General features: G+C 63.9%; 12 protein-coding genes. 6 read left to right on the top strand and 6 right to left on the bottom strand.

All coding sequences use genetic code 11. The features are described 5' to 3' along the window. Positions 1-4 precede the first annotated feature (4 nt). From APT59_RS08740 to APT59_RS08730, 3 genes are read right to left on the bottom strand one after another with little or no spacing between them, the layout of a single operon-like run. Positions 5-682 (bottom strand): amino acid ABC transporter permease, encoded by a 678-nt coding sequence (locus APT59_RS08740; protein ID WP_059314488.1) that lies wholly within the window; start codon positions 680-682, stop codon positions 5-7. A 7-nt stretch (positions 683-689) separates the two neighbouring features. After that, the gene (locus tag APT59_RS08735) at positions 690-1352 is read right to left on the bottom strand and encodes an amino acid ABC transporter permease (RefSeq protein ID WP_059314487.1); all 663 of its coding nucleotides are present in this window, start codon (positions 1350-1352) and stop codon (positions 690-692) included. A 10-nt stretch (positions 1353-1362) separates the two neighbouring features. Continuing rightward, positions 1363-2190: a transporter substrate-binding domain-containing protein gene (locus APT59_RS08730; protein WP_059314486.1), complete on the bottom strand. Its 828-nt coding sequence runs from the start codon at positions 2188-2190 to the stop codon at positions 1363-1365. A gap of 196 nt (positions 2191-2386) precedes the next feature. Between APT59_RS08730 and APT59_RS08725 the strand changes: the two genes are divergently transcribed. The 5 genes from APT59_RS08725 to APT59_RS08705 all read left to right on the top strand — a co-directional run bounded on the left by APT59_RS08725 (position 2387) and on the right by APT59_RS08705 (position 5744). Further along, positions 2387-3289, top strand: coding sequence for a LysR substrate-binding domain-containing protein (locus APT59_RS08725; protein WP_059314485.1), 903 nt, complete (start codon positions 2387-2389; stop codon positions 3287-3289). 87 nt (positions 3290-3376) lie between these two features. Continuing rightward, positions 3377-3688, top strand: coding sequence for a DUF6482 family protein (locus APT59_RS08720; protein ID WP_059314484.1), 312 nt, complete (start codon positions 3377-3379; stop codon positions 3686-3688). A 163-nt stretch (positions 3689-3851) separates the two neighbouring features. Then, the gene (locus tag APT59_RS08715) at positions 3852-4274 is read left to right on the top strand and encodes a DUF4440 domain-containing protein (protein ID WP_059314483.1); all 423 of its coding nucleotides are present in this window, start codon (positions 3852-3854) and stop codon (positions 4272-4274) included. 143 nt (positions 4275-4417) lie between these two features. Continuing rightward, positions 4418-5443 (top strand): TerC family protein, encoded by a 1026-nt coding sequence (locus APT59_RS08710; protein WP_059314482.1) that lies wholly within the window; start codon positions 4418-4420, stop codon positions 5441-5443. 13 nt (positions 5444-5456) lie between these two features. Next, on the top strand, positions 5457-5744 hold the full coding sequence (locus tag APT59_RS08705) for a hypothetical protein (RefSeq protein WP_059314481.1): 288 nt from the start codon (positions 5457-5459) through the stop codon (positions 5742-5744). Positions 5745-6121: 377 nt separating this feature from the next. Here APT59_RS08705 and APT59_RS08700 read toward each other — a convergent pair whose 3' ends face one another. After that, positions 6122-6595 (bottom strand): GreA/GreB family elongation factor, encoded by a 474-nt coding sequence (locus APT59_RS08700; RefSeq protein WP_059314480.1) that lies wholly within the window; start codon positions 6593-6595, stop codon positions 6122-6124. A gap of 140 nt (positions 6596-6735) precedes the next feature. Here APT59_RS08700 and APT59_RS08695 point away from each other — a divergent pair, with 140 nt between their 5' ends. Beyond that, complete coding sequence (locus APT59_RS08695; RefSeq protein ID WP_059314479.1) at positions 6736-7569, top strand: DUF1206 domain-containing protein; 834 nt, start codon at positions 6736-6738, stop codon at positions 7567-7569. Position 7570: 1 nt separating this feature from the next. Here the strand turns inward: APT59_RS08695 and APT59_RS08690 are convergent, their stop codons facing one another. Further along, positions 7571-8302 (bottom strand): Mut7-C RNAse domain-containing protein, encoded by a 732-nt coding sequence (locus APT59_RS08690; protein WP_059314478.1) that lies wholly within the window; start codon positions 8300-8302, stop codon positions 7571-7573. Between the two features lie 57 nt (positions 8303-8359). After that, positions 8360-12385 carry an ATP-dependent RNA helicase HrpA gene (hrpA, locus tag APT59_RS08685; RefSeq protein WP_059314477.1) on the bottom strand — a complete coding sequence of 1342 codons (4026 nt, stop codon included), beginning with the start codon at positions 12383-12385 and terminating at the stop codon, positions 8360-8362. Between the last annotated feature and the right edge of the window lie 82 nt (positions 12386-12467).

Below are 12467 nucleotides of genomic sequence, written 5' to 3'. Positions count from 1 at the left end.
CTCTCTAGGACGGGTTACGGACCAGCGGACGACCCAGACGGCGCTCAAGGTAGCGACTGAGCCAGCTGAGCAATGAGCAGATGATGAAATAGACGAGCAGCACCGTGCCGTAGACGGTGAAGGCAGGACTGGCGCCCGTCATCATGGTGGTACGCTCGATCAGGGTCTGACCGGTCTTCAGGAACTCGCCGACTCCGACCAGAGCTCCGAGGGAGGTAGCCTGGACCAGTAGGGTGAGCAGCCCGGTATAGGCCGGCAAAATGGCCTTGAGAGATTGCGGACCTATGATGTGCAAGTAGATGCGCCAACGTGGCAAACCTAGCGCCCAGGCACTCTTCCATTGATGCCGAGGCACTGCCTCCAAACCACCACGAACTATCTCGATGCCATTGGCACTGCCCCAGAGGGTCAGGCCGGTGGTCACCGCGGCGAAGGGCGACAGGTCCAGTCCGAGCAGCGGCGCGCCGAAGAAGATAAAAAAGACGTTGACGATTAGCGGGATCGAGCGAAACAGCTCCACATAACCGTGGATCAGCCAGCCCAACCAGCGCTGCGGGAGCGTGGCCAGTACACCAAACACAACCGAGACCAGGGTGGTGAAGAGCAAAACGACCAGCGCCAGCTGCAGAGTCATCAGCAGACCCTTGACCACGAAATTCCAGTTTTCCAAAAAGAAACTCATGGGCACCTCACTGCCGGAATGGCCGTTGCAAATGAGCGGATAACCGCTGCGTGGCTAGCGCCAGCACTGCCACCATGCACAGGTAGAGCACACAGATCGCGCTGAACATCTCCAGCGCGCGAAAATCCGTGGCGATGCGATCCACCGCAACAAAGGTCAACTCGGCCAACCCGATGGCCTGCAGATAGGATGAGTTCTTCAATAGTGAGATGGCCGTATTAAGCACCGCTGGCAACGCGGTGCGCACGGCGATGGGCAGGGCGATCAGACAGAAGTACTGCCAGGGCTTGAGATTGAGGGCCAGACTCGCCTCACGCATTCCCCGCTCCACAGTGGCCAGGCCGCCACGCAAGTTCTCGACCTGATAGGCACCGGCCCAAAGCGACAGACAGAGCACCCCGGACCAGAACAGCGATAGGCCCAGGCCTACCGCGGGTAGTCCGTAGAAGATGAAGAACAGCTGCACCAGGATCGGCGTATTGCGAATTAATTCGACATAGAGGGCGGACAACTGCGCCATGAGCGGAACCCGAAACAACCTCACTGCGCCGCCCACGACACCTATTGCCAACGACAGCACGATGGCTAGCAGGGAGACCTTCAACGTCATCGCCAGGCCGTCGAGCAGCGCTGGCCACTGGGCCACCAGGTAATCCAGGTCGAAGTCCATCACCGTACTCCTAGTGGCTTTCTTCGGGACGCGGCTCTTCAAATACACTCAGGTAGTAGCTGCGAATATTCTCCGGGACCAGCCGCTCCACCCACGGCCGGAACAGGTGTTCCTCGTGCATCCGCGTCACTGCCGCGCTGAGGTAGTCACGCCACTGCGTCTCGTTCTTGCGCACGCCAATGGCGGCATCGGATATCTGGAAGGGCTCACCCACCAAACGGACGCTGTCGTCATGGGCGGTCACCACCACCAGGGTCGCAGCATCATGGGTGTAGGCGTCGGCCCGGCCCTGGCGAAAGGTCTGCAGCGCGTCAGCGGCGCTGTTCATGCGCAGCGTCTTTACCTCCGGCTCATAGTCTTCGAACCACTTGGCCTGCACCGAGCCCTTGAGGGTGGCAAGGGTCTTGCCCCGTAGCGCGGCAATGGTGTCGATACCGCTGTCCTTGCGCACCAACACATCGCTTGCACCCCAGCGGTAGGGGATGGTGAAGTCAATGACCCGCTGCCGCTCCGGGGTTACCCCGAGGGTGGCGATAAGCATGTCTACCTTGCGCCCGAGCAACTGGGGCACCCGGTTTTCGGCGGTGACACAGGTAAAGCTCACCTTGTCCCGCGAACCCAGCGCCCAATCGGCGATCTGCCGGGACATCTCTACTTCTACGCCGGCGAAATCACCGTTGCTGTCCTGGTAGCCATAGGGTGGCTGATCGCAACGTACCCCGGCGCGCAACATGCCGGCTTCGGTGACGCTGGGTGGTACGGGAGGCAGAGGTGCGGCCTGGACGAAACCAATAAGGCCGAGCGCCAGGATGGCCCCGAAAAACGCGCGATACGACATGTTGCCTCCTAGAAGAACAGTGACTACCACCGGCAGTAGCCGGAAGCAGAACTTTGAGGGCAGATCGGAAGATGCAGCAGGCGGTCGTTTATGGCTGGCGTTCGTCGCGCCTTGGCTCTCTTGTAAGACTTATGGCGTCATGCTGGCAAATGCCAATACGCTAGGCAGGCATACGGATCTGATATGGGGTTAGCGGATGAACATGAAACAGGTGGAAGCCTTTCGCGCGACGATGCTGTCTGGCTCCATGACCGCGGCCGCCGAGGCCCTGCATACCTCGCAGCCAAATATCAGCCGGTTGGTCGCTCAACTGGAACGCAGCTGCAATTTCCGGCTTTTTGAGCGTATTGCCGGACGCCTGCTGCCTACCGAAGAAGGTACGGCTCTATTCCGCGACGTGGAACGCGCCTTCGTTGGGTTGGCTAGCTTGCAGGCTTCGGCACGTGCCATCGCCCACGGAGGCACCGGACGCCTGCGCATCGCCGCGGTGCCCTCTCTGTCACTCACCCTGCTGCCGCGGGTTGTGCAGCGGTTTCGTGATCGGTATCCGCAGGTCGCCATCACTATCCACACGAGTGACTCTCCCACGGTCGCGCACTGGGCAGCCTCTCAATTCTGCGACCTGGGGTTGGCGTCCTATGTAGGAGACCAGTTGCCAGGGGTAACGGCGGAAGTGCTCAGCGACGTGCCTGGCGTCTGCGTGTTCCCAGCCGGCCACCGCCTAGGTCAGCTGGAGCACGTAACGCCGGCGGATTTAGCTGACGAGGAATTCATCTCGCTGGTATCAGGTGATAGCACCCGTACCCGTATTGATCGTCACTTCCAGGAACCGGCCGAACGGCGTCGACTAAGCCTTGAGACGCCCTATGCGGCAACCATTTGTGCGATGGTCGGTCTTGGACTGGGCGTCAGCATCGTTAGTCCGCTAGTTGCACAGGATTATCTCCACGCCGGCTTGGAATGGCGCCCCTTCCAGCCGGCGATTCGCTTCACCAGCTACCTGCTGCTGGCCGACCACCGACCAGCGGGCACCCTGACCCTGGCCTTCGCCGCGGAAATGCGTGCCACTCTCCATGAGGCCGTACGTCATTGGCAATGACCGGAACTCCCGTCCCCGCTCCCGCCTCGAATCCTTATCTTCCCTGCCGTGCGCGGGGCTTGTTAGCGTGATAACCGAGGTGTCTCGATGAATGTCAAAGAGCTGAATCAGCAGATCAAGGCCGGTGCGGTCAAGGAAGTCAATCTGGTGTCCATGGAGGGTGGCTCCTACGTCATCCATGCGCTGGTGGAAGGTACCTCGATGCCTGTGGCGGATGACAAGGGTGCCACCCTGCACGTGGCCTCGGTGGAAGAAGCCCGCCGTATTCTCGATGACGTCAAGGACGTGCGGCTGTTCATCGCCCAGCCAGCGGTCTACGAAGAAATGGTCGGCCAGGACGTCACCCAGACGGACTCCCGTGAGGAAATTCCGCTGCGCTCGAAAGTGGAAAATCGCTGAGACGCCAGACACCTCCGTCGCCGGCGTCCGACGGCGACGTCCCTCCTCCATGACCTGAACGCCTCCTGCCGACATCGCCTTTAGGCAATCTGCTGCCACAACGTGCTCGTCCGAAGCGGATTGTTATATTATAACAATTCCATGCTCGCCGGAGGATTACCCTGTGTCCGTAGCCATTTCCCCTGCCCGCTCCAACGAGGAGATCGCCAGCCTCGCCGGGGCCAAGGCGGCCCTGCACACCTGGGCCGCAACCGTCGCCACCCGTGATGTGGAAGCCATTCTTGCCCTCTATGCGCCGGACGCCATCCTGGTCCCCACGCTATCCAACGAGGTGCGGGACTGCGAGGACAGCCGGCGCGAGTACTTCCGCAACTTCCTCGCCAACGAAGGACTGGTCTGCGACGTGCAGATCTTCAAGAAAAGGGTCAGCAGCAAGCTCAGCACCGTGGTCGTCGGCGGTCTCTACGTCTTTCACTACCGTGAAGGCGAGCAGGTGATCAGTGTGCCTGCGCGCTTCCTTTTCACCTTCGAGCAGATCGAAGGCCGCTGGCTGATCACCGGCCATCACTCTTCCCGGGAGGCCTGACCTAGAGCGGTTGCATTTTGTAAAACTGCAACCCTTGCCGAACGTACCCGAGTTCTAAATCCTGTCTGGGTGACCCGGGCCCCTCTGACGGCGTGTGCCGCCATGTCGAGTCATAGTCTTGAAACTTGACTAAGGAGGGGCTCATGAACGCCCTGCATGAATTTTTCTTCGCCGACTTCCTCGGCACCGCCACCTGGATGTGGCTCACCTTCTTCGCCGTAGTCATCGCCCTTCTGGCCTTCGACCTGGGTGTCCTCCACAAGGAGAACAAGCCCATCGAGGTCAAGGAGAGCCTGCTGCTGTCCGCCGGCTACATCACCGCGGGCCTGCTGTTCGCCCTCTTCGTCTGGCAGCTCAAGGGCGCCGACGCCAGCCTCGACTACGTCACCGGTTTCCTGATCGAGAAGTCGCTGTCCATGGACAACGTCTTCCTGATGGCAGTGATCTTCGGCTTCTTCGCCATCCCGCGTAAGTACCAGCACCGGGTGCTGTTCTGGGGCATCCTCGGGGTGATCGTACTACGCGCCATCATGATCGGCCTGGGCGCCGCCCTGCTCCACCAGTTCGACTGGATCCTCTATGTCTTCGGCGCCTTCCTGGTGATCACCGGGGTCAAGATGCTGCTCGCCAAGGTGGACGAAGAACCCAAGCTCGACGACAACGTCTTCATCAAGTTCCTGCGCAAGAAGTTGCGGGTGACCGATGAGCTGCACGGCGAGCACTTCTTCGTGCGCCAGCCCGACGCCAGCGGCAAGACGGTGCTCTGGGTAACGCCGATGTTCCTCGCGCTGATCGTGATCGAGTGCGCCGACCTGGTGTTCGCGGTGGACAGCGTGCCGGCGATCTTCGCCATCACCCAGGATCCCTTCATCGTCTACACCTCCAACGTCTTCGCCATCCTCGGCCTGCGCGCCCTGTACTTCGCCCTGGCGGCCATGATCCACCGCTTCGCCTACCTGAAGTACGCCCTGGCGCTGGTGCTGGTATTCATCGGCTGCAAGATCTTCCTGGTGGGCATCATCGGCAAGATCCCGCCGGCGATCTCCCTGAGCGTGACCCTGGGCCTGCTGGCTGGTGGCGTACTCGTCTCGCTGTACAAGACGCGCGGCGAGGCGAAGCCTGCGTCGACCGGTCACGAAACCCGTGACTCCTTGAACAAGCCTTCGTGAACGGGAGACGACCATGAGCTTCAAAGCCACGCTCGGCCTCGCCGGCATTCTCCTGCTGCTGGGCCTAGGCGGCTGTGACAGCGCCGAGAAGGCGGCGGACAGCTTCGCCACCAAGGTGGAAGAAGCCGCTCGTGAACAGGTGCGGGAAACCCTGGGCGGGACCCTCGACGAGCTCGACAAGAAGGTCGACGAGGCCCAGAACCAGGGTCGCGCCTGGCTGGATCAGCACCGGCCCAAGCAGGAAAAGGAAGAGGCAACCCCGCCCCGGGCTACCCGATCGGTGGAGGGCGTCGAAGCCTGAGTCCTTGGTCGCAGAGGAGCGTAGGTTGGGTTGAGACGGCTCCATCGTCGAAGCCCAACAGTCCTAGAATCAAGCCAAGCCTGTTGGGCTTCGCTGTGCTCAACCCAACCTACGGTGACTCATCCGGCGGCGATGCTCGTAGGTTGGGCTGAGACGGCCCCATCGTCGAAGCCCAACAAGACCCGCACCGAAGCTAGGCCCTGTTGGGCTTCGCTAACGCTCAACCCAACCTACGGTCCTTTGGCGGCGATGCTCGTAGGTAGGGTTGAGACGGCTCCATCGTCGAAGCCCAACAGGACCCGCACCGAAGCTAGGCCCTGTTGGGCTTCGCTAACGCTCAACCCAACCTACGGCAGTCCTTGGGAGCAGCCTGACGCTCAGTACACCGCCACGATCTCCTGCCGGTGCACCTTTCCTTCCACCGTCACCGCCACCTCATCCCCCTCCTCGCGACCCAGCAGCGCCTGACCCAGGGGCGCGCGCGGCGAGATCACCAGCACGTCCTGGCCATCGAGCCTGACCTTGAGTCCCGCCGCGTCCGGGCCGAGGAACAGCCAGCGGCTGGACGTCGCGGTGGCCAGCTCGACCAGGGCGCCGACTCGGATACCATCGCTCATGGGTACAAGCGTCAGCGTTCGGTAGGCGGCCAGGGCCAGCTCGATCTCGTGCAGACGCCGGCGCTGGCCGTCGGCCAGATAGGCCGCCTCCAGGCCGCGGGTGTCGTACTTGTTCTCGGCCTTGCTTTCGCTATGGGTGGCCGCTTCGTGGCTAGCTGTCAGCTGCTGGCTGATGACATCACGGTCGCCTTCCAGGGCCTGAAGAATGAGGGGAAGCAGTCGCGCTTTGTCCATGAACCGGTCGCCGGGCAAAGGGTGCGAGCCTAAGGCCAAAACCCGCCCGCTGCCAGTCCTCGGAGAACGTCCGTCCGGCCATTAGAACCCATACGCGGGCCACCGGTCAGTACAAGGCAGAATGTAACAGGGCATAACAGATGCACACTCGTACCGGACTTACCTTGCTGGCTCGCGGCGGCTACGCCGCTCGTGGCCTCGTCTATCTCATCATCGGCGTGCTCGCCCTGCTGGCGGCGCGCGGTTCCGGCCAGCCGGCGGACAGCCATGACAGCCTGGAAGCCCTGCTCGCCCAGCCCTTCGGCCATTTCCTGGTCGGGCTGGTGGTGGTCGGCCTGGTCGCCTTTGCGGCCTGGCGCATCCTCCAGGCACTGCGCGACGTCGATGGCCATGGCAACAAGCCCAAGGGCCTGGTGATTCGCGCCGGCCTGCTGGTAGGCGGTATCACCTATGGCGCCCTCGCCTTCTTCGCCCTGGGCCTGCTGATCAGCGGTCTGCGCCAGGGTGGCGGCTCGGGTGGCGACACCAATGACTTTCTACAGATGCTGCTCAGCTGGCCCTATTCCAACCTGCTGGTGTACGTCGCTGCGCTGATCCCCCTGGGTGTAGGGCTCGCGCACTTCGTGAAGGGCTGGAAAGCCAGCTTCGAGCGCTACCTTGAAGCCAGTCCCGAACAACTGCGGCTGATCCGCCCCATCGGCCGCTTCGGCCTGATCGCCCGCGGGGTGGCCTTCGTCGAGATCGCGGTTCTGCTGGTGGTCAGCGGTTCGCGCTACCAGGCGCTGCACCCGCCAGGTATGAAGGATGCGCTGAACGGCCTGCAGAACCTGCCCTTCGGTGCGCTGATCCTGTTGGTGGTCGGCCTCGGCCTGATTGCCTTCGCCCTCTACAGCTTTGCCGAAGCCTGGTGGCGGCGTATCGAGATGGATCTGCCGGATGTGGGTGGTTCGCTACGCCAGGTATTGCCGCGCTAGCTCAGGCCCCCAGCGGGGCCAGCCGCTCGCGCATGGCGCGCCAGTGGCTGCCCTCCCAGAACAGCTTGTCGCACGCTGGGCAGTGGACAAAGGCCTGGTGACGGGCGCGAACCCGTACAGGGATGCGCTCGCTGACTTGCTCGAGAGCGACAGGCTGCAACTCCGCATTGCAGGTCAGGCAGCGGGTAAAGGGCGCGGCCCAGTGGCGCAAGGCCAGTCGCTCGAACAGCTCACCCAGTTGGGCTTCAGGCCGCAGTGCATGGATATAGCAGCCCTGCACCACCTGGCGCCGCTTGAGCAATTCGCGATCCCGGGTGAGCAGAAAACGTGCCTCACGGTTGGCCAGCTCGGCCAGCGCCGGGTCGGCGTAGGCATTGTCGTATAGGGTATCGAAACCGGCCATGCGCAGCCGCCGCGCCAGGGCACCCAGGTGGGCGTCAGCGACAAAGCGCGGAGGCGCAATTGGTAGATCGCCAGGCCGCTTTTCATCCCTCGCGATCGCCATGGCGGGATGGACGACCACCTGATCGCCCTCTCGCAGACGCTGTTTCAGGCTGCCGGCCTGGCCATTGATCAGCAACAGTCCCACTTCGGTATGGGGTATGCCGAGTGCTTCGATCTGATGCTTGGCGCTTGCCACCGAGGCGCACTCGACCCAGACCGTCCGACCACGATGGGCCGGGGCCAGGAAGCGTTCGAGGGCGCCATGGAAGCGAAAACAGGCCTGGGTCATGGCCTCGACTATGCCAGCCCCAGGCCCTTGCACGCGTCCCTTCCGATGGATGACCCGCTAGGCTTCCACCTGACTCCACTGCTTGTTCAAGCGCTTGTCCGACACCGGCATCCGGGTCCCCAGTTGCTGGGCCCAGAGTGACACCCGGTACTCTTCCAGCATCCAGCGATAGAGCTCCAGATTGGCGTCGCGTTTGCCCTCCTGGCCATGCTTGGCAGCGCGGGCGCGGTACTGCTCCCAGAGTCCGGCCAGCTCGCCGCTCCAGACGCGATCACGCTGTACCTGGCCGCCGAGCTTGTCGAAGCGCTGCTCGATGGCCTTGAGGTAGCGCGGGTATTCCTTGAGCCATTCCAGTGGCGTGTCCCGGACGAAGCCGGGATAGACCAGGCTGGCCAATTGCGCCTTGATGTCGTTCAGGGCCACCGCCTGGGCCAGGTCGATGCGCCCTTTGAATTTCTTCTGCAGGCCATGCCAGAGCTTGAGGATCTCCAGGGTCAGGCGCGCGATGCGTTCGGCCTGTTCGGTCAAGCCCGCCTTGCGTCTCTCGGCAAGGGAGGCCAGCCCGGCACCATCCCGTGGCAGCTGGGCCTCGTCGGCGAGGATAGCGGCATCCAGGCTGGCCAGCAGGATGTCTTCCACCAGGGCTTCCGGACGCCCCAGTTCACGATGCAGCAGGCCCAGCTCGGTGAGGCCGGGCAACTTGCCGCGCAGGAACTTGGCCTGCTCGGTCAGTTGCTGCAGCAGCAGTCGCTGCAGCGCCCGCCGGTGCTGGTAGCTGGCCTCGGCCTGGGTGGCAAAGCGGCCTTCGCGTACGGTGCCCTGCTCGTCCACCAGTGCCGGATAGACCGTCATCGACAGCCCTGCCACCTGCTGCTGGGTCTTGGCCGCCACCTCGGCGAAGGCCTTGGCCTCCACCGGGCGCTGCTCCTGACGCTTCTGTGTCGGTAGCGCCAGTGCCGCCTGGCTTTCCTGGGCGAAGCGCGCCGTCACCTCGGCCAGATCGCGACCTTCGCCCAGGGGCTTGCCCTGGGCATCGACGACTTCGAGATTCATGCGCAAATGAGGGTCCAGGCCGGCTTCGGCTTCCGGCCAGGCTTCGTCGGGAATGCGCGCGCCGGTCATGCGCTGCAGCTCACGCCCCAGGGCTTCGTGGAGCGACCCCTCGCCGAAGGGGATCTTGTCCAGGGCGGCGCGGACGAAATCCGGCACCGGCACGAAGTTCTTGCGCAACGCCTTGGGCAGGTTGCGCACCAGCGCCACGCAGCGGTCGTACAACAGGCCGGGCACCAGCCAGTCGAGGCGCTGGGGCGGTAGCTGCGGCAGCAGCGGCGCGGGCACCCGCAGGGTGACGCCGTCGCGCGGATGGGTCGGATCGAATTCGTAGGACAGCGGCAGGATCAGTTCGCCCAGGCGCAGAGTGTCCGGGTACTGGGTCGCGGTGACCTCACTGGCTTCGCGGGCAAGGACGTCCTCTTCGCGCATCAGCAGCAGGTCGGGCTGCTTGGCGCTCTCGCGGCGGTACCAGCTGTCGAAGGTGGCGGTCTGGTAGACGTCCGCCGGCAGCCGCGCGGCATAGTAGTCGAACAGCGTCTCCTCGTCGGCGAGAATGTCGCGGCGCCGTGCCTTGGCTTCCAGTTCGTCCAGCCGCTCCAGCAGTGCCCGGTTGGCGGCCAGGCACTTGGCGCGGCTATTGATCTCGCCACGCACCAGGCCCTCACGGATGAACAGCTCGCGGGCAGCAGGCGGATCGATGGGGCCGAAGTGCACCGGACGGCGACCCACCACGATCAGGCCATAGAGGGTGACCTGCTCAAAGGCCACTACCTGACCGCGCTTCTTCTCCCAATGGGGTTCCAGGTGGGTCTTCTTGACCAGATGGCCGGCCACCGGCTCGATCCAGTCCGGTTCGATCTTGGCCACCATGCGGGCGAACAGCTTGGTGGTTTCCACCAGTTCGGCGGCCATGATCCAGGTGGGCTTCTTGCGACCGATGACGCTGCTGGGATGGATCCAGAAGCGCCGCTGCCGGGCACCGAGGTAGTCACCGTCCTCGCTCTTATGGCCGATCTGGCTGAGCAGACCGGCCAGAATGGCCTTGTGCAGCGCCGCATAACCGCGGGCGCGCACCGCTGCCTCGCTGGCCTCCGCCTGTTGCTGGGCCTTGGCGTTGACGCGCTTGTCGGTGGTGAGCACCGGCTTGTCGACAGTCTCCGCGGACGCCGGCGATGGATTCTCCGTCTTGCGCGCCTTGAGTCCCAGCTCGCGGCACAGCAGAGTCAGCTGGCGATGGGCATCGCGCCATTCGCGCAGCCGCAGATAATTGAGGAAGTGCTTGCGGCACCAGCTGCGCAGGGCATTGGAACCCAGCGCCTGGCGCTGCTCTTCGAACCCGTGCCAGAGATTGACCAGGGCGGCGAAGTCCGAATCCGGGTCCTTCCATTGGGCGTGGGCCTGATCGGCCTGGGTCTGGCGATCCGCCGGACGCTCGCGCGGGTCCTGCACCGACAGGGCGCTGGTAACGATCAGCACCTCGGCGAGACTGCCCTGCTCCGTCGCCTCCAGCAGCATGCGGCCCAGGCGTGGATCGACGGGCAGGCGCGCCAGTTGCCGGCCCAGGGGCAGCAGTCGACCCTCGGCATCCACTGCCGAGAGCTCCTGCAACAGGGTGAAGCCGTCCTTGATCGCCTTGCCATCCGGCGGCTCGATGAAGGGAAAGTCCTCGATGCGACCCAGACGCAGGTGCAGCATCTGCAGGATCACCGCTGCCAGGTTGGTGCGCAGGATCTCCGGATCGGTAAAGGTCGGGCGACCGAGGAAGTCCTCCTCGCTGTAGAGGCGAATGCAGATGCCGGGCTCGACCCGGCCGCAGCGGCCCTTGCGCTGGTTGGCGCTGGCCTGGGAGATGGCTTCGATCGGCAGCCGCTGGACCTTGGCGCGGTAGCTGTAGCGGCTGATGCGCGCCGTGCCGCTGTCGATCACGTAGCGGATGCCCGGCACGGTCAGCGAGGTCTCGGCGACGTTGGTGGCCAACACGATCTTGCGCCCGGGGCGCGGCTGAAAGATCTTCTGCTGTTCGGCCGGGGTCAGGCGCGCATAGAGCGGCAAGACCTCGGTGAATCGAAGCTGAGCCTTGCGCAGGACCTCCGCGCAATCACGGATCTCCCGTTCACCCGGCAGGAACACCAGAACATCGCCCGGGCGCTGGCCGACGCTGTGCTCGTGGGCTTCGATCTCGTCCAGTGCCTGAAGGATGCCCTGATCCACCGAGAGATCGTCCACCAGCCGCTCGCCGTCTTCGTCCACCTCGGCGCTGAGGGGGCGGTACCAGGTATCCACCGGATAGGTACGTCCGGACACCTCGACGATGGGCGCGCCGTCAAAATGCTGGGAGAAGCGCTCCAGGTCGATGGTGGCCGAGGTGATGATCAGCTTGAGATCGGGCCGGCGCGGCAGCAGGGTCTTGAGAAACCCCAGCAGGAAATCGATGTTGAGACTGCGCTCGTGGGCCTCGTCGACGATGATCGTGTCGTAACGTTCGAGAAAGCGGTCGTGCTGGGTCTCGGCCAGCAGGATACCGTCGGTCATCAGCTTGATCAGGCTGGCATCGGTGCTCTGGTCCTCGAAGCGCACCTGATAGCCCACCAGTTCGCCCAGGGGTGAGCCAATTTCCTCGGCCACCCGGGCGGCCACGCTGCGCGCCGCCAGCCGGCGGGGCTGGGTGTGGCCGATCAGGCCGCGCACGCCCCTGCCCAGCTCCAGACAGATCTTCGGCAGCTGGGTGGTCTTGCCCGAGCCGGTCTCACCGGCGATCACCACCACCTGATGGCCTTCGATGGCGCGCTTGATCTCCTCGCGCTTGGCGGCGATGGGCAAGGCGTCGTCGTAGCGGATACTCGGCACGCTGGCACGCCGTGCCTCGACCTTGGCGCAGGAGGCCTGGAAACGCTCCAGCCACTGGGCCTCGCGGGTCGGATCGGGCTGTTTCTGCAGGGCCTGGAGCTGGCGCCTCAGGCGATGGCGATCGGCGTTGAAGGCCTGATCCAGATTGGCGGCAAGACGGGCAACGGAGGGGGTATCGGTCATGAAACTCTTTCAACGGCGGTCGCTTGGACCGGTAAGTGTAAAAGAGTTGGGGGGTAAGGCGGGGCTTTACAAGAACGGCGGG

Source organism: Pseudomonas oryzihabitans, from assembly GCF_001518815.1.
GTDB lineage: Bacteria > Pseudomonadota > Gammaproteobacteria > Pseudomonadales > Pseudomonadaceae > Chryseomonas > Chryseomonas oryzihabitans_E.
Note: the sequence above shows the minus strand (reverse complement) of the source record. Positions and strands in the feature narration are given on the sequence as shown.